The 22052-nt window shown below is 71.1% G+C and carries 16 protein-coding genes; 4 read left to right on the forward strand and 12 right to left on the reverse strand.

What is annotated here, in order from left to right; genetic code table 11:
• Window positions 1-15: 15 nt before the first annotated feature.
• Entirely contained in the window at window positions 16-567 is a 552-nt protein-coding gene (locus tag AB0M35_RS24340) for a dihydrofolate reductase family protein (RefSeq protein ID WP_363748083.1), read from the reverse strand.
• 245 nt (window positions 568-812) lie between these two features.
• On the opposite strand from AB0M35_RS24340, the gene AB0M35_RS24345 reads away from it, so the two are divergent.
• Window positions 813-2405: an MFS transporter gene (locus AB0M35_RS24345; protein WP_363748084.1), complete on the forward strand. Its 1593-nt coding sequence runs from the start codon at window positions 813-815 to the stop codon at window positions 2403-2405.
• Between the two features lie 78 nt (window positions 2406-2483).
• On the opposite strand, the gene AB0M35_RS24350 is transcribed toward AB0M35_RS24345, so the two are convergent.
• The 8 genes from AB0M35_RS24350 to AB0M35_RS24385 all read right to left on the reverse strand — a co-directional run bounded on the left by AB0M35_RS24350 (window position 2484) and on the right by AB0M35_RS24385 (window position 10828).
• Window positions 2484-3434 carry a Gfo/Idh/MocA family oxidoreductase gene (locus tag AB0M35_RS24350; protein ID WP_363748085.1) on the reverse strand — a complete coding sequence of 317 codons (951 nt, stop codon included), beginning with the start codon at window positions 3432-3434 and terminating at the stop codon, window positions 2484-2486.
• Window positions 3435-3754: 320 nt separating this feature from the next.
• Window positions 3755-4183 carry a methylmalonyl-CoA epimerase gene (mce, locus tag AB0M35_RS24355; RefSeq protein ID WP_363748087.1) on the reverse strand — a complete coding sequence of 143 codons (429 nt, stop codon included), beginning with the start codon at window positions 4181-4183 and terminating at the stop codon, window positions 3755-3757.
• Window positions 4180-5169 carry a methylmalonyl Co-A mutase-associated GTPase MeaB gene (meaB, locus tag AB0M35_RS24360; protein WP_363748089.1) on the reverse strand — a complete coding sequence of 330 codons (990 nt, stop codon included), beginning with the start codon at window positions 5167-5169 and terminating at the stop codon, window positions 4180-4182. Before meaB ends, mce begins: the two co-directional genes overlap by 4 nt.
• Window positions 5166-7271, reverse strand: coding sequence for a methylmalonyl-CoA mutase (gene scpA, locus AB0M35_RS24365; protein WP_363748090.1), 2106 nt, complete (start codon window positions 7269-7271; stop codon window positions 5166-5168). Before scpA ends, meaB begins: the two co-directional genes overlap by 4 nt.
• Window positions 7268-9010 carry a methylmalonyl-CoA mutase subunit beta gene (locus AB0M35_RS24370; protein WP_363748092.1) on the reverse strand — a complete coding sequence of 581 codons (1743 nt, stop codon included), beginning with the start codon at window positions 9008-9010 and terminating at the stop codon, window positions 7268-7270. Before AB0M35_RS24370 ends, scpA begins: the two co-directional genes overlap by 4 nt.
• Window positions 9011-9019: 9 nt before the next feature.
• The gene (locus tag AB0M35_RS24375; RefSeq protein ID WP_363748094.1) at window positions 9020-9244 is read right to left on the reverse strand and encodes a DUF5988 family protein; all 225 of its coding nucleotides are present in this window, start codon (window positions 9242-9244) and stop codon (window positions 9020-9022) included.
• Window positions 9245-9390: 146 nt separating this feature from the next.
• Window positions 9391-10047: a 4'-phosphopantetheinyl transferase superfamily protein gene (locus AB0M35_RS24380; protein WP_363748096.1), complete on the reverse strand. Its 657-nt coding sequence runs from the start codon at window positions 10045-10047 to the stop codon at window positions 9391-9393.
• A 10-nt stretch (window positions 10048-10057) separates the two neighbouring features.
• A complete protein-coding gene (locus AB0M35_RS24385) occupies window positions 10058-10828 on the reverse strand; it encodes an alpha/beta fold hydrolase (RefSeq protein WP_363748098.1) in 771 nt (256 codons plus the stop codon).
• A 691-nt stretch (window positions 10829-11519) separates the two neighbouring features.
• On the opposite strand from AB0M35_RS24385, the gene AB0M35_RS24390 reads away from it, so the two are divergent.
• The 3 genes from AB0M35_RS24390 to AB0M35_RS24400 all read left to right on the forward strand — a co-directional run bounded on the left by AB0M35_RS24390 (window position 11520) and on the right by AB0M35_RS24400 (window position 18310).
• On the forward strand, window positions 11520-14321 hold the full coding sequence (locus tag AB0M35_RS24390) for an AAA family ATPase (protein WP_363748100.1): 2802 nt from the start codon (window positions 11520-11522) through the stop codon (window positions 14319-14321).
• Between the two features lie 191 nt (window positions 14322-14512).
• A complete protein-coding gene (locus AB0M35_RS24395; protein WP_363748102.1) occupies window positions 14513-17245 on the forward strand; it encodes an AAA family ATPase in 2733 nt (910 codons plus the stop codon).
• Between the two features lie 75 nt (window positions 17246-17320).
• A complete protein-coding gene (locus AB0M35_RS24400; protein ID WP_363748104.1) occupies window positions 17321-18310 on the forward strand; it encodes an amidohydrolase family protein in 990 nt (329 codons plus the stop codon).
• On the opposite strand, the gene AB0M35_RS24405 is transcribed toward AB0M35_RS24400, so the two are convergent.
• The 3 genes from AB0M35_RS24405 to AB0M35_RS24415 are packed head-to-tail and all read right to left on the reverse strand — an operon-like array spanning window position 18307 to window position 22030.
• Window positions 18307-19482 (reverse strand): 3-hydroxybenzoate 6-monooxygenase, encoded by a 1176-nt coding sequence (locus tag AB0M35_RS24405; protein WP_363748106.1) that lies wholly within the window; start codon window positions 19480-19482, stop codon window positions 18307-18309. The two genes, AB0M35_RS24400 and AB0M35_RS24405, sit on opposite strands and share 4 nt — an antisense overlap.
• Complete coding sequence (locus AB0M35_RS24410; protein ID WP_363748108.1) at window positions 19479-21353, reverse strand: anthranilate synthase family protein; 1875 nt, start codon at window positions 21351-21353, stop codon at window positions 19479-19481. Before AB0M35_RS24410 ends, AB0M35_RS24405 begins: the two co-directional genes overlap by 4 nt.
• The gene (locus AB0M35_RS24415) at window positions 21350-22030 is read right to left on the reverse strand and encodes an isochorismatase family protein (protein WP_363748110.1); all 681 of its coding nucleotides are present in this window, start codon (window positions 22028-22030) and stop codon (window positions 21350-21352) included. The genes AB0M35_RS24410 and AB0M35_RS24415 overlap by 4 nt, the downstream gene beginning before the upstream one ends.
• Window positions 22031-22052 lie beyond the last annotated feature (22 nt).

A 22052-nucleotide genomic window follows, 5' to 3' on the forward strand; every position in this document is an offset into this window, starting at 1 on the left:
TGCGGGCGCTTACGGTCAGCGGATCGGCCGGTAGCGGACGTTGAGCTCGGCCAGCGGGTCGTCCTGCAGCATCGCGCGCAGCCGGATGGGGCTACCGCCGGGGTTGTCGTACAGCCGGATCCCGTCGCCGAGCAGCACCGGCGCGATGTGCAGGTCGATCTCGTCGATGAGGCCGAGCTGGAGCAGCTGCTGGCCGATCGAGGCGGAGTGCACCTCGACGTTCTTCCCGTTGGCGGCCTTCACGGCGATCCGCAACGCCTCGGCGACGTCGCAGCTCAGGAACGTGATGTTCGGCGATGGCGTGGCGTCCTCGGGGTGGTGGGTGAGGACGAAGACCGGCCCATCCCACATGCCGTAAGGCTTGGTGTCGCCGTACATGTCATAGCCGTCCCGGCCGCCGAGCACGGCGCCGAGGGTATCGATGTACGGATCGATGATTCCCGGCGTGTCCGACAGACCTTCCATCCAGTCCATTGAGTGGTTCGGCCCGGCGACGAACCCGTCGAGGGACATGGAGAAGTGCCAGAGCACCTTTCCTTCAGCGGTCTGCGGCGTGAACTCGTGCATTCTGAACCTCAATCTGATTGCGTTTTACAACCGGCACACCTTATGCCAAACAGTGGTAGATCGCAACCAGTCGGGAAGGCGGTGCGTGGTGTGTCGCAACCGGTGGGTCGGATGTCCGACCAATGTGCTCACCACTGAGCAACCTCGGAGAACCAACGAACATCGACCTCGATAATCTGGCTCCCTGTCGGAGACCATGTACTCGGGGTCCATCGGTAAACGGAATGGACCAGGAGGGATACCTGATGCAACCCACTGACGACACCGCACCGGTCGCCAAGGCCGGGAGGCGCGAGTGGATCGGGCTGGCGGTGCTGGCCCTTCCCGCGCTGCTGCTGTCCGTGGATGCCAGCGTGCTGTTCCTGGCCCTTCCGCAACTGAGCGCGGACCTGGGTGCCACTGGCGTCGAGCAACTCTGGATCATCGACGTGTACGCCTTCCTGATCGCCGGTTTCCTGATCACCATGGGTGGTCTGGGCGACCGGATCGGGCGGCGCCGGATCCTGCTCATCGGCGCGGCCGCCTTCGGGCTCATGTCCGTGCTCGCGGCATACTCGACCAGCCCCGAGATGCTGATCCTCGCGCGGGCTCTGATGGGTGTCGCCGGGGCCACCATAATGCCGTCGGCGCTCGCCCTGATCAGCAACATGTTCCGCGACCCCAAGCAGATGGGCCTGGCCATCGCGGTCTTCATCGGCTGTTTCATGGGCGGCGCGGCAATCGGCCCGGTGGTCGGCGGCGCCATGCTGACCAGCTTCTGGTGGGGCTCGGTCTTCCTCATCAACGTGCCGGTGATGCTGATGATCATAGTGGCCGGGCCGATGCTGCTGCCGGAGTACCGCAGCCCCGAGGGCGGCAGGATCGACCTGGTCAGTGTGGTGCTGTCACTCGGCACGATGCTGCCGATCATCTACGGCCTCAAGGAACTGGCACGCAACGGGTGGGAGGCCCTGCCCGCCCTCAGCCTGGTGGCCGGGCTGGTCCTCGGCTTTCTGTTCCTGCGGCGGCAGAAGACCCAGAGCGATCCCCTGCTCGACCTGAAGCTCTTCAGGCATCACGCCTTCACCGGAGCCCTCACGATCATGCTTGTCGGCTCGATGATGATGGCCGGCATGTCGCTGTTCTTCACGCTGTTCCTGCAGTCGGTGCGCGGCCTCACGCCGCTGGAGACCGGACTCTGGATGGTGATCTCGGCGGTGGCGCTGGTGGCGGGCTCGATGACCGCGCCGACGCTGGCGCAGAAGATCCGCCCCGGCGTGGTCATCGCCATCAGCCTGCTCGGGGCGGTGGCCGGCTTCCTGCTGATGACCCAGGTGCAGACGACGGGTTCGTTGGCACTGCCGATCGTCGCCATCGCGATCGTGTCGCTGGGCGCCGGCGGTTTCGCATCGCTCTCCACCGGTCTCGTGGTCAGCTCGGTGCCGCCGGAGCGGGCGGGCTCGGCGTCGTCGGTCTCGGAGACGAGCGGCGAACTCGGTGTTGCGCTGGGCATCGCGGTGATCGGCACCATCGGCACCAGCGTCTACCGTGGCCTGCTGGATGTGCCGGCCGGCGTGCCGGAGGGTACGGCCGAGACGGCCGAGGAGAACATCACCGGCGCGGTAGCCGCGGTGGCCGAACTTCCAGGCGCCGCCGGCGCGGCCCTGCTCGACGCCGCGCGTGAGGCCTTCACCACGGCGTTGCAGAGTGTCGCGGGGATTTCCGCGGTGGTCGCGACGTTGCTGGCGATCGTGGCTGTCACGGTGCTGCGCCGATTCCCGCCGACGGGCGAGACGCCCGACGCCGCAGCCGACGGCGACGCGACCGCCGAGTCGGCGGAGACGCGCGCCCAGGTCTGACGCCCGCCCGTAAGCGGAAACGCCACCCGCCGCGCGGGTGGCGTTTTCCGTCGTCGCCGCGACGAACGACGCGGGCCATCAGGCCCGCCGGTTCCGCACTGCGGCGGCCCGGGTCAGGCGATCTCGGGTACGGGCGTCGCTGAGCAGCGGAGCGTCGAATTCCCGTGACCCGTCGCGTACCGCGCGGAGCACCTCGGTGAGGAAGATCCGCAGGCTGTCGGCCGGCTCCACCCGCCGGACGGCCTGTTCCCCCCGGGTATTGACCCGGATCTCGGGGGCCATGTCCGGCGGGGCGGAGAACGGTCGCTCGATGTCGACGGAAAGGCCCGGACCGAGCAGCTGCAGCGAATTGCGGTATGTGGTGGTGAAGCCGAACTGCCCCACCAGCGTGCGTCCGCCCGGATATCTCGCCAGGGCGCCGTACGAGAGCTCCAGTCCGTCGGGGGTGCGATCGCCCACGACGACATGTACGTCGTCGGGTTCCAGTCCCCACAGGACACGGCCCAGCGATGCGAGGTAGGGGCCGGTGTCGAGCAGGGCGCCGCCGCCGCGGTGGCGGTCGTGGCGGAAATCGCCGGCCGGTACCGGCGGGGTGAAGACGGCCACCGCCTGGGTCAGTTCCGCACCCAGGCCGGCCGGGCCGACCTCGGCGAACATCGGATGGTACGAGTAGCAGGTGGCCTCCGCGACCACCAGTCCAGCCGACCGGGCGCGGGCCACGACCTCCGCGGCCGTGGCCCGGTCGGGCAGCGCCGGCTTGTCGACCACGACGTGGTGTCCGTGGTCCAGCGCGTACCGGATGGCCTCCGCGTGGTCGCTGTTGACCGACGAGACGTAGACCAGGCCAGGATCGGTGTCACCCAGCGCCGTCCGCCAGTCCCGGTACCGCCGGCCCGCCTTCGGCACCGGCTCGTCCGGGTCGGCGTGCGCGCTGGCAACGTGCAGCGTGGTCACCTCGTCCAGCGCGGCCACGGCCGGCAGCACCCGCCGCCGGGCGAACCGCGACATACCGATCAGCAGCAGGTTCATCACGTCCCCTTCAGTCGGTACGTCAGAGCAGGCAGGTTATGGGTTGAGCCGGTTGAGTCGGCCGAGCGTCAGCCGGCGGTAGTTGGTGGGTGGTGCTCAGCCGGGACGCTTCGAGCAAGTCTTTGCGTTACGCCGCTCCCCGGCATCTCCTGGATTGCGTGCCGGACTGCGCCACCCACCGCAGGTCGACAGCGCACCGTCCGAGAAGCCTGCGATGGCGATCGCCGTCCATCATGGAGGGAAGCACCGAGCGGTTTCCCGGGCGGATGAACGCTTCGACGAGTACGCCAGACGGCGTCACCGGCACACGCCGGCCGCTCCTACCGAGGTTCGACTATCTCCACCAGCACGTTACCGGCGTCCTTGGGGTGGATGAAGTTGATCCGCGATCCGGCGGTGCCGGGCCGCGCCGACTCGTAGAGCAGCCGCACCCCGCGGGCGCGCAGTGCATCGGCGGTCGCGTCGACGTCCTCGACGACGAAGGCCAACTGCTGCAAGCCCGGCCCGCGGCGGTCCAGGAACTTCGCGATCGGCGACTCCGGCGTCAGCGGGGCGAGCAACTGGATCCGGGCCCCTTCGTCGCCGGGACCGGCTGCCAGCATCACCTCGCGGACGCCCTGCTCGGCGTTGGCCTCCTCGTGGACCCGGCGCATGCCGAAGGTTCCCTCGTAGAGCGCCAGCGCGGCGTCCAGGTCGCCCACCGCCACCCCGACGTGGTCGATCCGTAACAGTCCAACGGGCTCGGTCATGGCGTCGCCACCTCTCGCTCGACTCGGAACGCGGCCACGAGCCGCTCGGCGGCCCGCGCTGGCGGTAGCTCGCCGGAGCGTACGGCGGCCTGCAGGGTCACGGCGGCGGCCGCCACCGCGACGTCGTTGTTGAACTCGGTCAGCAGGGTGGTCCGTACCGCGCGCCACATCTGCGCCACCTGCTGGTCGCGGCGGCGGGCCGCCAACCGGCCCGATGCCAGCAGACCGTCGTGCTGCTCGCGCAGCCGCGCACACACGTCCGCCAGGCCGGCACCGGTGAGCGCGCTGCACGTCACCACCGGCGTACGCGCCCGGCCGCCGTTCACCAGCCGCAAAGCACCGGCGAGCTCACCGGCGGCCGCCTCACCACCGCCGTCCGCCTTGTTCACCGCGATCAGGTCTGCGACCTCGAGCACGCCCATCTTGATGTGCTGAAGCCCGTCGCCGCCGCCGGCCACCATCACCAGCAGCACCACGTCGACCAGCCCGGCCACGTCCAGCTCGGACTGGCCGGTGCCGACCGTCTCGACCAGCACGACGTCGTAGCCGGCCGCCTCCATCACCAGAATCGTCTCGGACGTGCGGTCCGCGACGCCGCCCAGCACACCGCCGGAGCAGGACGCGCGGACGAAGGCCGCAGGGTCTGCGGCGAGGCGGGCCATCCGCGTACGGTCGCCGAGAACACTACCGCCGGTGCGCGTCGAGGACGGGTCGACGGCCAGCACCGCCACCCGGTGCCCGCTGCCGGTCAGCACCGATCCGACTGCGTCGATGAACGTGGACTTGCCGGCGCCGGGCACCCCGGTCACGCCGACCCGCCGCGACCCGCCGGTGTGCGGACCCAGCTCGGTCAGCAGGTCGAGGGCCACGGCCCGGTGATCGGGGCGGGTGGACTCGATCAGCGTGATGGCGCGGGCGATCCCGGCCCGGTCGCCGGCCCGCACTGCGGCCGCGTACGCCCGGGCGTCCGGCGGCCGCCCGGTCACGGTGTCTTTCGGTGCTCGGCCAGCAGGTCCAGCAGGCTGAGCGCCGACTCGGCCAGCACGGTGCCCGGCCCGAAGATGGCCACCGCGCCGGCCGCCCGCAGCTCGGCGTGGTCGCCCGGCGGGATCACCCCGCCGACCACGATCAGGATGCCGGGGAAGCCCAGCCGGTCCAGCTCGCGCCGCAGCTGCGGCACCAGCGTCAGGTGTCCGGCGGCAAGCGAGCTGACGCCGATCAGGTGCACGTCGGCGTCTGCGGCCTGCAGGGCCACCTCGGCCGGCGTCTGGAACAGCGGGCCGACGTCCACGTCGAAGCCGAAATCAGCGAACGCGGTGGCGACGACCTTCTGCCCACGGTCGTGGCCGTCCTGGCCGATCTTGGCCACCAACAGGCGTGGACGGCGGCCCTCTGCCTCGGCGAAGGCGGCCACCGCGGTGCGGACCTGCTCGACCCGGGCGTCGCCGGCCAGCTCCGCAGAGTAGACACCGGACAACGTGCGTACCTCGGCCGTGTGTCGCCCGTACGCCCGCTCCAGCGCGAGGGAGATCTCGCCGACGGTGGCCCGCAGCCGCGCCGCCTCGACCGACAGGGTCAGCAGGTTGGTGTCGAGCCCGCCGGGGCCGTCGCCGGCCGCCCGGGTGAGCCGTTCCAGGGCCGCGACACACGCCGACTCGTCCCGCTCACGGCGCAGTCGCCGCAGCCTCTCGATCTGCACCGCCCGAACCGCGGAGTTGTCCACCTTGAGCACCTCGACCGGCTCCTCGGTCTCGGCACGCAGCGCGTTGACGCCGATGATCAGTTGACGGCCCGCGTCGATCCGGGCCTGGCTGCGGGCAGCTGCCTCCTCGATGCGCAGCTTCGGGATACCCTGCTCGATCGCCCGCGCCATGCCACCCGCCTCCTCGACCTCGGTGAGGTGGGCCCAGGCCCGGTCGGCCAGTTGCCGGGTCAGCCGCTCGACGTACGCACTGCCACCCCACGGGTCGATCACTCGCGTGGTTCCCGACTCGTGTTGCAGCAGCAGTTGGGTGTTGCGGGCGATGCGGGCGGAGAACCTGCCGGGCAGCGCCAGCGCCTCGTCCAGGGCGTTGGTGTGCAGCGACTGCGTATGGCCCTGGGTGGCCGCCATGGCTTCGACGCAGGTACGTACGACGTTGGTGTAGACGTCCTGCGCGGTCAGGGACCACCCGGAGGTCTGGCAGTGGGCGCGCAGGCTCAGCGACTTCGCCGACTCGCCACCGTTCTCGCGGACCAGCCGCGCCCACAGCAGCCGCCCCGCGCGCAGCTTGGACACCTCCATGAAGAAGTTCATGCCCACCGCCCAGAAGAACGACAGCCGGGGCGCGAAGGCGTCCACCGCGAGCCCGGCGGCCTGCCCGGCGCGCAGGTACTCGACACCGTTGGCCAGGGTGTACGCGAGCTCCAGGTCGGCCGTGGCACCGGCCTCGTGCATGTGATAGCCGGAGATGGAGATCGAGTTGAACTTCGGAGTCCGCGCGGCGGTCCAGGCGAACACGTCGGCCACTATCCGCATCGACGGCGCCGGCGGGTAGATGTAGGTGTTGCGGACCATGAACTCCTTGAGGATGTCGTTCTGGATCGTGCCGGCCAACTGCTCCGGCGGCACGCCCTGTTCCTCGGCCGCGACGACGTACATCGCCAACACTGGGAGCACCGCGCCGTTCATCGTCATCGAGACGCTGGTACGGCCGAGCGGGATGCCGTCGAAGAGCCGCTGCATGTCGGCAACCGAGTCGATCGCCACGCCGGCCATCCCGACGTCGCCGGCCACCCGGGGATGGTCCGAGTCGTAGCCGCGGTGCGTCGCCAGGTCGAACGCCACCGACAGGCCCTTCTGCCCGGCCGCCAGGTTGCGGCGGTAGAAGGCGTTCGACTCCTCGGCGGTGGAGAAGCCCGCGTACTGCCGAATCGTCCACGGCTGGGTGGTGTACATCGTCGGGTACGGGCCGCGCAGGTAGGGCGGCGCGCCCGGAAAGGACGACAGGTCCAGCCCGGCCAGGTCGGCCTCGTCGTAGCACGCCTTGACGTCGATGCCTTCGGGGGTGTGCCACACCGGCGGCACGTCGGCGAAGCTCGGGATCATTCCGCTACTTCCAATGTGTCCAGGGTGCTCCGGAGGGCGTCGACGACGTCGCAGCCACGGTGCAGATACCCGTCCACGCCGGGCCGGTCCGACGGCTTGCCGGTCGCCCAGATCCGGGTGGCTCCGGCGTTCGACAACGCCTTGGTCAACTCGGCCGTCCGCGCCGGGTCGTCGACGCCGCCGCAGAGGCAGGCGACGGTGGTGCCCGCCCGGATCAGGGCTTCGGCCACGCCGTCGGCGTCGGTCGCCACGGCGACCTCGGCGGTGAGTCCGGCGACGGCGAAGTGGTTGGTCGCCCAGGTCGTCTCCGGTGCGCCGGCCGCGCCGACGGGTACGAGCAGCACGACCGGCCTGGCCCCGGTAGCCTCGGTGTGCCGGTCGACGCGGTCGCGCAGCGCCTCGAAGACGGCCGCATGACGAAGCAGCGGCAGGGCCGCGGACCGGGCGAGGCGGTGCGGCCGTACCTCGTGCACGTCCGGGAACTCGCTCACTCCGGTGATGCGGTCGACACCATGCGCGAGATTGGCGGCACGCCGTTCCCAGGTCGCCGCCAGTCGTTCCGCCACCAGCCCCGAGGCGAGCGCGGCCGCCATCCCGCCGGCCCGCTCGATGTCGGTGAACCACTGCCAGGCCCGCTGCGCGAGCTCGTCGGTCAGGCTCTCGACGTACCAGGAGCCGCCGGCCGGGTCGGCCACCCGGCCAAGGTGCGCCTCCTCACGCAACACGGCCAGGGTGTTGCGGGCGAGCCGGCGAGCCGGCTCGTCGGACACCCCGAGGCAGGAGTCGTAGGGCTGCACGGTGATCGCGTCGGCGCCACCGACCGCGGCGCTGAACGCCGCGACCGTGGTGCGCAGCATGTTGGTCCAGGGGTCACGGGCGGTCATCATCACCGACGAGGTGACGGCGTGTTGCCGCTGCGCGCCCGCCTCGGGGGCACCGCACAACTGTGCCACTCGGGCCCAGAGTCGACGCGCCGCCCGCAGCTTGGCGATGGTGAGGAACTGGTCGGCGGTCGCGGCATACCGGAACTCCATCTGCCCCAAGGCCTGCGGGACGCGCAGCCCGGCCACGACCAGGGCCCGTAGGTGGGTCACGCCGGCCGCGAGAGCACAGCCGAGTTCGTCGGCGTCGGAGCCACCCGCGTCGTGGTGGACGGTGGCATCCACGGTCACGGCCCGCATCCCGGGCAGTTCGGTGGCACACCGCAGCGCTAGTTCCGGGAACAGCGCCGGGTCGAGGCCCAGGTTTCCGCTCGGTGCGACGCCACCCGCACACAACGCCGCAAATGCGTCTGCCACGTCCGGGCCGGCGTCCAGGACGACCGTGGTACGCCGCAAATCGACGGCCTCCAGCACGACCGGTAGCGCATCGAGCGGGATCCCGGCCGGTCCGACTGACAGCCAGACGCTGTCCACGCCGCCCGCGACGTCGTTGCGGATCGCCGTGGCGCAGCGCTGCGGATCGGTGTCGTCGTGTCGCTGCCGGACCTCCCAGGGGGTTCCCGGCGGCCGGGAGCCACGGGTGAACGGCGTCACGCCCGGTTGTTCCCACGACACGGTGACGTCATCGGCGGTGTAGAGCGGGTCGATGCGGATGCCGTCGTACGTCTCGACGCTGAGCAAGCGCTCGACGTCGGGTGGCGCCTCTTCGAGTGCCAGCCGGCCGCTCCTGCGGAGCACCGCGGTCACCGCCGAGCGCCAGTCGTCCATCGCGGACTGCCGAAGTTCCTGGTTCGTCATCGTATTCGGCTACTCGGCCACCCGGGTGCGGCCCGTCCACCGGAACACCACAGGCGAAGTGTCGTCGCCGGCCGCGCCGACCCGCTCGAAGTGTTCGTAGCCCCGGTACGAGCAGACCTTGATCTTCTCCTCGGTCGGCGCGACCCGGTGCGCGCGCAGCTCGGCCGGGAAGTCGGCCGGCCCGCCCTCAAGCACCGCGTCGATCAGGTGGGTGGCACTCGAGATCTCGGTCATGACACGGCCTCCGTTCTTGTCGCGACGCGACAGAGGTTGACGTGTGACGGGGGGTCAACCGGCGGACTGCTCTGTGCCGCCTCGGCGAACATCCCGTAGCTGACGGTAACTGCGGCCCCGTGGACGGCCAACCCTTAAGCGGACCCCTACGCGACCAGGGCGATCGCGGTGAGCACGAGCCCGTCGGCGACGACGAACCGGCCGGTGAAAGCATTGATCGCACGGCCGTCGACCAGCGGCCCGGGCACCAGCAGCCGCGCGGCGAAGGCCCCCTCCTCGGGTCGCACGACGATCTCCGCCTCGGCGAAGTCCAGCCACCGTCCGGTCAACGGGAACCACGTCTTGTAGACCGTCTCCTTGGCGCTGAACAGCAGACGATCCCAGGGGATGCCGGGCCGTTCGGCACCCAGCTTCGCGATCCACTCGCGCTCGGAGGGCATTGCGACGGCACTGAGTACGCCCGGCGGCAGCGGCGCGGCGGGTTCGGCGTCGATGCCCACCGAGAGGACGTCCGTGGCGTGGGCCAGGGCAGCCGCGCGATAGCCGTCGCAGTGGGTCATGCTGCCGACCACACCGGCCGGCCACTGCGGGGCGCCACGCGTACCGGGCAGGATCGGCCCCGGCGGGTATCCCAGGCGCGCCAACGCCGTACGAGCGCAGTGCCGCACCGCGGCGAACTCGCGCCGTCGCTTGTCCACCGCCCTGGCCACCACGGCCTCTTCCTCGGCGAACAGCGGGATACCGGCCTGGTCGCCGAAGCTTTCGACGGCCGCCACCCCGGCCGGCAGGATCCGTTCGATCACGGCGAGGGCCTCACCCGACAGCCACCTGACGTCGGAAACCGGCGACGCTGTCCGCGACGGCCGCCGACACCGCCTCCTGCTGCCGCTGGAGATAGAAGTGTCCACCGGGGAAGACGCGCACCGCGAACCCGCCGTCGGTCAGCCCCGCCCAGGCGCGCGCCTCGGGCAGCGTCACCTGGGGATCGCGGTCGCCGGTCAGCACCGTGATCGGCGCGCGCAGCCGGTCGCCAGGACGCAGCCGGTAGGTTTCCACCGCGCAGAAGTCGGCCCGCAGCGGGGGCAGGATCATCCGCAGCAGGTCCTCGTCGGCCACGACCTCGAGTTCGTCGCCGCTGAGCCGGCGCACCTCGGCGAGGAGCCCGGCGTTGTCGCGCAGGTGCACGTCCTCGTCGCGGTGGACCGTCGGCGAGCGTCGGCCCGAGGCGATCAGTCCGAGCAGCGTCCCGGGTCGTGCCGCCTCGACGCGGCGGGCCACCTCGAAGCCGAGCACCGCGCCCATGCTGTGGCCGAGGATCACGAGTGGCCGCACCGGCTGGGTCGCCAGTGCCTCGAACACCCGGTCCGCGAGCGTACGCAGGTCGTCGAGCGGAGTCTCGCCCCACCGGTCCTGCCGGCCGGGATACTGCACGCCGATCACATCGAGTTCCGACGCCAGCGCACGGGCCAGGGGATGGAAGAACGTGGCCGAGCCTCCGGCGTGCGGCAGGCACAGCAGTTGCACCGCCTTGTCGGGCGCAGGACGGTACCGGCGGAACCATCGCTCGGCTGGTGCGGTGGCCATGGCGGCTCCTCGATCGGTCTCCAGGCATTGTGATCGATCATCGGCTGTCCCCCGGGCGGCGCCAACCCCTGACTGCTGCCCCTACGCCGCCTTCAGCGCGCTCGTTATCGCTGATCCGACAGAATGGTCCGCCCCGGATGATCCTGCTCGCCATCTGGAACTTCTCTTCGAACGTTCGGCGGGCTGCTATTCACACGGCTCCTTTGACTCCGATGCCTGCGCAGCCATTATCCAGCCCCAATTTGCAGGACGGCAGCAATTCCTGAATGCGTGAGGGAACTTCCACATCGCGACATTCAATACCAGACCATCATTAAGGGCGCAAAACGCCCAAGAGGTCAATAAGAGCGATACCCGATCAAGCCGATTGAACAGCTCTTAGTCCGACTTGGAGTACGAATCACAGTCGACAGCACCACCCAGAGTGAACCGGCGAATACGGACTATCCGGCTCACGGTCACCCAACATCCCAAAATCCGGGAGGCGTCTTTCAAAAAAGTGCTTGTGTGCAAATCGCAGCGGCTGCCATAATTCCAGCCGGCACTACCATCATTGCCGAGTTCTCGGCCGCTCCGGTGCACCAACTTACAACTCTTCTTTGCTGCCGTTGCCAATCTAGGAATGGTTGACGAGTTGCCGGCACATAGCATGAATCTGATCTCTCCATCCGAACACGCACAGGCTGCTGAGGTGCCGTTCCGGCCCATCACCGGCGGCACGGCGGCCGACGGGCTCCGTCACCTCGCCACGGCGCTCGATGGCCGATGTCACACCGGCGCGGCGCCGACCGGCCCGCCCGTCGTGGTGATCACCGGTGCCGTGGGCACCGGCAAGACTCACCTACTGCACGCGTTCCTCCCGCACGTCGCCGACTCCGGCGCACGGTTGCTCGCCGCCACCGCCTCACGCGCCGAGCAGGACGTGCCGTTCGGCATCGTGCGGCAGCTCCTCGATGCCGCAGGCGCCAGCGTCCCGCCGGCCGATCCGCCCGATCGCGGCCGGCATGAACCCGCCCGGCACCCTGACGAGGAGATCGCCTGCTGGGGCGAAGCGCTCGGCCGGGCCCTCGGCACGTCGCCGGCCGTCGTCGTGGTCGATGACATTCACCTGGCCGATTCGGCCTCACTGCGTTGCCTCGCCGCGCTGAGCGACCAGATCACCCCGTTGCCCATGCTGATGGTGCTCGCCAAGGCGCCGCAGGCCGCGCCGCGGCACTTCGCGGCCCGCGCCCTCCTGTTGCCCCGGCCCGGCCTGCTCCGGCTGCACCTGTCGCTGCTGGGGGCGGCCGAGGTACGGGCAATGACGGCGCGACGCCTCGGTCCGGCGGCTGCGGAGGCCCTGACCAGTGACCTGCACGCGATGAGCGGCGGCAACCCGTTGCTGGTCCGAGCCCTGCTCGACGACCAGCGCGGCTGCGGAGCCACCGACGTCGCGCTCGCCGGCGACGCGTTCCGCGAGGCGATCCTGACCTGCCTGCACCGGTGCGAGCCGGTGGTGCTCACGACGCTGCGGGCGTTGGCGGTCACCGGCGACCGCATCGGCGGCCCGCTGCTGCGCGACCTCGTCGACCTCGACGGCGCGGCGGGCGAGGTGCGGCTCACCGAGGAGACAACGGCCGGGTTGGTCCGCGATGATCGCGTCGCGCACCACGCGGTGGCGCATGCGATCCACGATGCCATGTCGCTCGCCGAACGGGTCCGGCTGCACCACGCGGTGGCCCGGCGGCTGTATCTCGACGGTGAGCCGCACACCACGGTGGCGCCGCACCTGCTGGAGACCGGCGACACCGCCGAGCCGTGGATGATCCGCGCCATGGTGTCCGCTAGCGAGCAGCTGATCCGCGAGAGCCGCAGCGAACTGGCGCTGCGCTACCTGCGCTGGGCCAACCGGCGCTGCTCGGACGTGACCGAGCAGGCCCGGGTCCAGGCCGCCCTGGCGCAGGCCGAGTGGGGCCGGGACCCACAGGCCGCCGTGCGCCATCTGCCCGCGGTGGTCCGGGCGGTGCGCGACGGCCACCTGGGTCTCAGCGGCACCGTGTCGGCCCTGCGCGGTCTTCTCTGGCACGGGCAGGCGGACACCGCGGTCCACCTGATCCACCATGAGCGGCGGCGGAGGGCACGCGACACGTCGGCGACCGTCGAGCTGGGTACGTACCTGGAATTCCTGTGGATGCTCTATCCCATGTCGGCCCCGCGACCGGAGTCCGGGTGCACGACGCCCGGCAACGCTTCCTCGATCGGAAATGACGTCTGGCATCTGGAGCAGGGGCTGTCCACGCTGTCGAGCGTGCTGCACCGGGGTGCGCACCACCGGTCGCTCCGGGACGCCGAGCGAATACTGCGCGCCGTCGGTACTGACGAACGAGACCTGTGGTGTGCGGTCTGGGCGCTCGCCGCGTTGATCTACGCCGACTGGCTCGAGGCGGCCACGACGTGGTGCCGGCTGGTGGCCGACCAGGCCGAGCGTAACGGCAACTTCACGGCGCTGGCCGTGGTGAACGCCCTGATGGCCGAGGTGTCGGTCCGCCGGGGTGACCCGGCGGCTGCCGAGGGCCTCGGCGAACGGGCGTTCACGCACCTCGGGCCGCGCAGTTGGGGCGTGGCTATCGGGTATCCGCTGGCCATCCGGGTACGGGCCCTGACGTTGATGGGCCGTTTCGACGAAGCCGCCGAACAATTGCGTACGCCGGTGCCGCCGGCCATGTTCGACACCCCCTTCGGCCTGTTCTACCTGCATGCCCGCGGGGAGTACGCACTCACCGACGACGCCGAGGCGGCGCTGCGCGACTTCGAGACGTGCGGCAGGCTGATGGCCGCCTGGCAACTCGATCTGCCGGTGCTGCTGCCCTGGCGGACCAACGCCGCCCGGGCCTGTCTGCGACTCGGGCGCACCGACGACGCCCGGCGGCTCGCCCTGGAGGATCTCTCCGCGCTGCCGACCACCGCGTCGCGGCTGCGGGGTAAGGCGCTGCGGGTGCTGTCGGCCACGGCGGGCGCAGGGAAGCGGGTCCGGCTGCTCCGACAGGCCGTCGACGCCCTCGCCGACGGCGGTGACGTTGTGGAGCAGGCGCAGGCGCTGTTCGATCTGGGTGGGGCCTACCAGGCGGTGCGGCGTACCCACGATGCCCGGCGCGCGATCCGGGCCGCGAACGCGCTGATCCGCGACCTTCCGGCAGCGATACCGCTGGGCAGGAGTGAATCGCAGCCGGCGGGGACCGACGAGGCGGCCGTCGTGCAGGGCTTGAGCCCGGCGGAGAGCCGGGTGGCGACGCTGGCCGCGCAGGGCCACACCAATCGCGAGATCGCGGCCACGCTGTTCCTCACCGTCAGCACCGTGGAACAGCACCTGACGAAGGCGTACCGGAAGCTCCAGGTGGACAACCGTGGTGAGCTTGCGCTGCGGCTGCGGGCCCAGTCAGCGGCGGAGTCAACCCCTAGTTCTCCGGTGGGCGAGTCATCTGTCCGCCAATGGTCAGGGGTGACCGGAGATTGAACGACATCACCACGCGATGACAGACTCGGCGTCATTGAACGTGAGTCAGGTGCCCGGCCCGCCGAAGGCGTGCGTGACCGGGCGACGGTCCGGTCGATGCTGACGACCGGGGGGCGTGCGGGGACGCTTCGACACCGTGAGCTGGATCCCGCTCGCCCAGCGAGGTAGACGGTTGCCACGGGGGGCACAACATGTTGCTGGGGCGAGAAACAGAGATAAGCGAGCTGCGGTCGACACTCGACGAGTGCGTACGGCGACAACGTAGCCAGGTGGTGCTGCTGACCGGCGCCGTGGGTAGCGGCAAGTCCAGCGTGCTCGACGCGTTCGGGCGCGACCTGATGGACGGTCCGGCGCTCTTCCTCACCTCTCGCGGCGCGGCCGGCGCCTACCGGCGGTTCGGGGTGATCGACCGACTGCTCGCCGGAGTACCGATCAGCCCGGCGACCAAGCGGTGGATCGCCGATCAGTTGGGCGATCCCACATCCGCCGGACCGCTGCCGGAGCCGGGCGATCCGATCACCACGTCGGCCGGCTCCGACGAACGGGTCCACGGCGCGGTGCTGCAGGAGATCTCCACGGCACTGCTGGAGCACGCCGCGCGCCGGCCGGTCGTGATCGCCGTCGACGACGTGCACGCGGCCGACTCGGCGTCGCTGCACACCCTGCTGTACGTGGTCCGCCGCCTGCGGTACGCCCAGGCCGTCGTCATGATGCTGCTCACCGAGTCCTCGACCGTGCAGCCGCGCTACCCGCTGTTCCGGGCGGAACTGCTGAGCCAGCCGCACACCACCCGGCTCGTCCTGCCACCGCTTCGGCACGGCGCCCTGGCCCGGATGGCCGGTGCGGTCACGCCCGACGCCGCAGCCGCCTGGGCCGACGAATGCCTGACGCTGACCGGCGGTAATCCGATACTCGCGCAGGCGTTGCTGGAGTCTCGCACGAACGCCGGCCCGGAGTCGGAAGCCCGCTTCCGCCGGGCCGTCCTCGACTCGCTGCGCCGCCACGAGCAGGTCGCCAGGGAAGTGGCCGAGGCGCTCGCCGTCCTGGACGGGCCGGTGCCGGTCGAATTGCTGAGCCAGGTGCTCGACGTCGATCCGGCCGTCGCGAACCGCGCCCTGCGGGTGCTGGCTGCGTCGGGCCTGGTGCAGAACGGCCAACTGCGACAGCAGGTGATGCGCCGGTCGATCCTTGCCGACATGGCGCCCGAGCGGCGGCAACGGCTGCACGAGCGAGCTGCTGCGACGCTGGACGAGCACGGCGCGGAGCCGGGTGAGGTGGCCGGGCACCTGCTGGCCGCGGACCGGGCCGAGGCGGACTGGGCAGTGACCGCGTTACAGGAGTCCGCCGCCCAGTCGCTGGCCCTCGGCCGGCCCGAGCTGGCCAGCGCGTACCTGGGACTCGCCGAGCGCGCCGTTCCGACCGGCGAGCGCCGGGTCGACATCACCGCGATGCGGCTCACCGCCCGCTGGCAGATGAACCCACTCGACGCCGCCGCCGAGCTGGCCGATCTGGTTGACGACGCGGAGGCGGCAGTGCCGTTCCTGCTGTGGCAGGGCCGGTTCGACGAGGTGGACCGGCTCGTCGGCCCGTCGGCGCCGGCCGACGCACCGGGATCGGCCCGGTTGCTGTCCGCCGTGGTGCGTCCCGGCAACAGCCCGCACCGCGAGACGTGGACGCGGAAGGTCTTGGCGGCCGGTCCGCCGCTGGCGTCGCACGCCGCACGGGAGGCCCTCACCGTGCTCGCCACGAGCCTGCTTCCCGAGGCGCACTGCGACGTGACCGGTGCTGCCGAGCAGGTCCTGCAGCGCCACCACGCCGACGGCGGCTCGATCGGGCCGCTGACCGCGCCGCTGATGGCGCTGATCTGGGCGGGCCGCGCCGACCGGGCGGCCGCCTGGGCCGACGTGCTGCTGGTCCGGCCGCCGTTGCGCCCGGTGTCCAGCTGGCATTCGGTGCTGCTGGCGATCCGGGCGGAGGCCGCGCTGCGGCTGGGCGATCTGCGCGGGGCCAGGCAGTACGCGCACCAGGCCTGGGACGCCATGCCGCAGGCGTGGGGCGTGGCCGGCGCGGGCCCGCTCGCCACGCTGATCCAGGGGGCCACCGCGACGAACCGTGCCGACGAGGCGCGACGCTGGGTGGCGGTGCCGGTCACGCCGGGGATGTTCGAGACGCCGCTGGGCCTGCAGTACTTGGGCGCGCGGGCGGCCCACCGTCTCGCCATGGGTCAGCCCGACGAGGCGGAGGCGGATCTGCTCCGGTGCCGCGACCTGATGACGGCCTGGCGGACGGACATCGCCGGCATCGTGTCCTGGCGGGTGGAGCTGGCCCGGGTGCGCCTGTCCGTCGGCGACGTGGCGGACGCCCGACGGCTGCTGCGTGACGAGCTCGACCGTTCCGGTGCGGTGGACCACCGCACCCGCGGCCGGGCGCTACGGCTACTCGCCGCGACGTCGCCACCGGAGGAGCGCCGGGTGCTGCTCAGCGACGCCGTGACCCACCTGCAACGGGTCGGCGACCGGATGGAACTGGCCATGGCGCTCGCCGACACCGGTCGTCGCCTGCTCACCGTTCGCGAGCCGGTGCGGGCCCGCCGGCTGTTCCGCCGGGCCTTCCACCTGGCCGAGGAGTGCGGGGCGACGCCGCTGACACAGCAGCTGCTGCGGGAGGAGCCGGGCGTCGCCGAGCCGAAATCGCGGAACGAGTGCGGAGTGGACGTGCTGAGTGAGGCCGAGCGTCGGGTGGCGACGCTGGCCGCCCAAGGCCAGACCAACCGGCAGATCTCGGAGCAGCTCTTCATCACGGTGAGCACAGTGGAGCAGCACCTGACGAAGGCCTTCCGCAAGCTGAACGTCAAGCGACGCGCGGAGCTGGCCGCGCGCCTGGTCGGCGAGGATGCGTGCGACCGCGCGGCCCAGGCCGGATGAGGCGGACTATCCCGAACTGACAGCCAAACCGCAGTTGAGAGCCTACTGTCAAAGTAACGGACAGGAGGGCTCACCATGCGCATCATCGCCATCGAGGAGCACTACGCGACGCCGACGTTCATGGCCGGACCGGGACGCGGGATCGCAGAGCAGGCCGAGGCGGCCAAGGCACACCCGACCGTGGCGGCCGGCTTCGACCGGCTGGTCGAGCAACTCTGCGACCTCGGTGACCAGCGCATCGCCGAGATGGACGCCGCCGGCATCGACGTCCAGGTGCTGTCGCTGACCACTCCCGGCGTCGAGCAGGCCGACCCGGCCGACGCGGTGAAGCTCGCTCGCGACTCGAACGACCAGCTCGCTGCGGCCGTCGGGCGGCACCCAGACCGGTTCGCCGGGTTCGCCGCGCTGCCGACCGGCGACCCCGCAGCGGCCGCGGACGAACTCACGCGCACCGTCCGCGACCACGGGTTCAAGGGTGCGCTGATCAACGGCCATACCCGCGGCCGTTACCTCGACGACGAGTTCTTCTGGCCGATCATGGAGCGGGCCGAGGCGCTCGATGTGCCGATCTACCTGCACCCGACGCTGCCGCCCCACGCCAAGGACCAGTACGCCGGCAACTTCTCCCCCGGTACGACCGCCGCCTTCGCCAGCGCGGCGTGGGGCTGGCACCTCGACACCGCCACCCACGCCGTACGGCTGATCCTCAGCGGTGTCTTCGACCGCTACCCGCGGCTACAGGTGATCATCGGGCACATGGGCGAGGTGCTGCCGGTCATGCTGCCCCGGCTCGAACAGGCCCTGCCGGTGCAGATCTCCGAGCTGCACCGGCCGGTCGGTGACTACATGCGACAGAACCTGCACTACACGTTCAGCGGCATCCACTCGGTGCCCGCGTTTCTGGCACTGTTCCTGCAGATCGGGGCGGATCGGATCATGTTCTCCACCGATTACCCGTACGGCTCGCTGAGCAAGGCGAAGGCGTTCCTCGACCACCTGCCGGCCAGCGCCGTCGACCGCGACCGCATCGCCCACCGCAACGCCGAGGAGCTGCTGCGGCTCTAGCCTCCGTCCGGGCCGCCGTGCAACCAGGCCACCTTCTCGTACATCTGATCGGCGGTGAGACCGGCGAGCATCTCGTTGCGACGCCACGCGTCCGGGCCGGCCGGATGGTAGAGCCCGGTCATCGCCCGCGAGGTGAGCTGGGCGCGGGCGGTCCGACCGAGCCGGGCTGCCTGGTAGCAGGCCAGGCGTCCGGGAAGGTCGTCGCAGGCCCCGGCGAAGACCGTACCGAGCCGCACCGCGTCCTCCAGCGCCATGCACGCACCCTGGGCGGCGTACTGGAGCATCGGATGGGCGGCGTCGCCGAGCAGGGTGACCCGCCCGTCCGTCCACCCCGGTGCCGGGTCACGATCGCAGAGCACCCAGGACCGCCACTCGGCACCGAGTTCGAGCAACTGGCGGGCCACATCGCTCATCTGCGCGAACTCGCCGAGCACATGCCGCCGCTCGGTAGGCCGGCCGACGACCGCCTCGGTCGCGCCGTCGTCGCGCACGGCGGCAAGGTTGAGCAACTCGCCCTCGCTGACCGGGTAGTGGACGAAGTGCCATCGCGGGCCCGCCCACAGCGTCACGGTGTTCCACCGCAGCTCGTCGGGGACCAGCCGCATCGGAATCAGCGACCGGTAGATGGTATGGCCCGAGACCAGCGGCTCACCGTCGCCGATCAGCTGCCGGCGCACGACCGAGCGAATGCCGTCGGCGCCGATCAGCACGTCGCCGCGTAGCTCCTCGCCCGTCTCCAGCCGCGCCGTCACGCCCGCCTCGTCCTGCCCGTAGCCGGTGACCGCGGCGCCCGCCCGCAGCTGCACCCCGGCGACGCCACCGCAGGCGGCCAGCAGCGGCCGGTAGAGGTCGTTGCGGTGCACCACCACGTACGGGTTGCCGAAGCGCTGCCGGTAGCGGTCGGTCAACGGCATCGCCGCGACCGGCTTGCCGGTGGTGCCGTCCATCAGCCGCAGCTCGTCGATGAACACCGCGCGCCGACGCACCTCGTCACCGACGCCGAGCTGGTCGAGCGCCTCGAACGCGTTCGGAGCCAGCTGGATCCCGGCGCCCAACTCGGTGAACTGCGGATGCCGTTCGAGAACCGTCACACGGTGCCCGTGCCGGACCACAGCCAACGCTGCGGCCAGGCCGCCGATGCCGCCGCCGACGATCAGGACGTGCGCGCTCATGCCGGCACCAGTCCCCGGACCGTCGCGCCGAGCACGCGTACGCCGTCGAGGGTGAGCACCGACTCGACGTGGAACTGCAGCGATGCGAAGTGCGGCCCACGCAGCGCGTGCACCTCGCCGGTGTGCTCGTCGCGGCTCACCTCGACCGGACCGACGCCGGCGCACTCGACCTTGTCGTCGTCACTGCATGCGGCGAACGTGTTGTAGAACCCGACCCGCTCGCGCCGGCCGAACAGGTCGATCTCGCGTTGCAGGCCCTGGTTGGGCACGTCACGGCGGGCAATGTCGAAGCCCAGCTCCAGGCTGAGCACCTGGTGGCTGAGGCAGACCGAGAGGAACGGCCGGCGCTCGTCCAGCAGGCGGCGGGTGGTCCGGCGCAGATGCGCGATCTTCGGATGTCGCCGGTCGCGCGGGTCGCCCGGGCCGGGCCCCATCACCACCAGGTCGTACCCGTCCAGCCGGTACGGCTCGTCGAAGCGGCGCACGTCCACCGTCAGACCGAGCGCGCCGAGTTGCTGGGTGAGCATCAGGGTGAAGTTGTCCTCGGCGTCGACCACCAGCACCTGGCGCCCGGCCAGCGCGCCGTCCGGCTGCCCGCGTCCCTGGTCGTCACGCAGCCAGAAGTCGCCGATCTCGGCGTTACGGCGGGCCAGCGCGCCCCGTACCTCGGGGTGGAGGGCGAGGGTGCCCGGCTCGCCGATGCCCAGCGCGGTGAGCAGCCCGGCCGCCTTGGCGCGGGTCTCGGCCACCTCGGCCCACGGGTCCGAGTGCCGGACCAGCGTGGCGCCGACCCCGATCCGGGTACGCCCGGTCGCGTCGATCTCCGCCGTACGGATCAGAATTGCCGAGTCCAGCACCACCGCGCCGCTCGGATCCCGCCCGACCAGCGCAAGCACCCCGCTGTAGTAGCGGCGGCCCTGGGGCTCGTAGCGCCGGATCACCCGGCAGGCGCTCTCCAGCGGGCTGCCGGTAACCGTGGGGGCGAACATCGTCTCCCGCAGGATCTCGCGCACGTCGCGGTCGGTACGGCCGTTGATCACATATTCGGTGTGCGCCAGGCGGGTCATCTCGCGCAGGTACGGGCCGGTCACCCAGCCGCCGCGCGCACAGATGCGGCCCATCATCTTCAGCTCCTCGTCCATCACCATGTAGAGCTCCTCGGTCTCCTTGCGGTCGCCGAGGAACTCCAGGAGCTGCGGCAGGTCGGGGCCGGCCGGCGGGTAACGGTAGGTGCCGCTGATCGGGGTCATCGTGACGACGCCGTCGCGGAGGCTGATGTGCCGTTCCGGGGTCGCGCCGACGAACGTGCGGTCGCCGGTGTGCACGATGAACGTCCAGTAGGCGCCGGTCTCCCGGGCGAGCAGCCGCCGGAAGACGGCCAGCGCGGAACGCACGTCGTAATCGCTGATGTCGACGGTGAACGTACGCCGGATCACGAAGTTGGCGCCCTCACCGTTGCCGATCTCGTCGGCCAGGACCCGTCGGACCAGTTCCGCGTACGCGTCGTCGTCGACGTCGAACGCGCCCTCGCCGACCGAAGGCGCCGCCTCGGGAAGCCGGGCGGCCAACACGGCGAGCGGCATCGTCGCCTGGTCGGTAACGCTCATCGCCAGCAGCGAGGCGCCGTCGTCCACGCACGCGAAACCGCGCTCGGCGATCCGCCGGTACGGGATGACGGCCAGCAGCTCGTGCCGACCGGGAGCTGCCCGGTCGGCCACCGGCAGCGGCAGGTCGGCGAGCCGGTCCACCGCCCGTACTTCGCCGGTGAGCAGCTCGACCGTCCCGGCCTCGCCGGTTTCGGGGCGGTGCAGCAACGCGAACGCCGGCGACGCCGCCCCGAGGATGCGGTCGAGCAGCTGTTCGCCGGTCATGCCGCGTCTCCCCCGGGCCGGCCGGCCAGCACGCTGGCGGCTGCCGCCAGGTCGCCGAGCACGCTCGCGGCCGTGCTGACCACCGCGCACCGCTGCGCCGCGTACTGCAACGCGAGGTGGTGGTAGTCGGCGGAGAAGTCGGCGACGGCGTCCGCGACGAGCGTGGTCCGGATGTCGTGGGTGAACGCCTCGATCGCGGTCGCCAGCACCCCGACATGGGCGTAGATCCCACACAGCACCAGCTGGTCACGGCCGTGCGCGCGCATCCGGTCGAGCAGGTCGGAGCGGAAGAAGGCGCTGTAGCGCCACTTGGTGAGCCACCAGTCGTCCGGCTCGGGCCGCAGTGACGCGACCACCTCACGGTCGGACGGCACGGCGGCCATCCCGGCACCCCAGAAGTCGGCCAGCAGCCCCCGCTCGGCGGCGCTCATACTGCCCGGCTGGGCAGTCCACGCCACCGGCATGCCGGCCTGCGCGCAGCGCTCCCGTAGGACGTGAACGTTCGAGAGCAGCTCCTCGCGCGGCGAACCGGCGGGAAACGGCTTCAGGAAGTAGCGCTGCATGTCGTGGATCAGCAGTACGGCCCGCGCCGGGTCGACCTGCCACGCCGCGACGTTGGCGGGCAGATCGGCTGCGGTGGGCATCGGGTACGGGTCGATGCGAGGGATGCCGGACATGGCCTTCCTTCACTGGGCTATG

Origin of the sequence: Micromonospora sp. NPDC051196 (assembly GCF_040682415.1) — a bacterium.
Taxonomy (GTDB): Bacteria; Actinomycetota; Actinomycetes; order Mycobacteriales; family Micromonosporaceae; genus Micromonospora.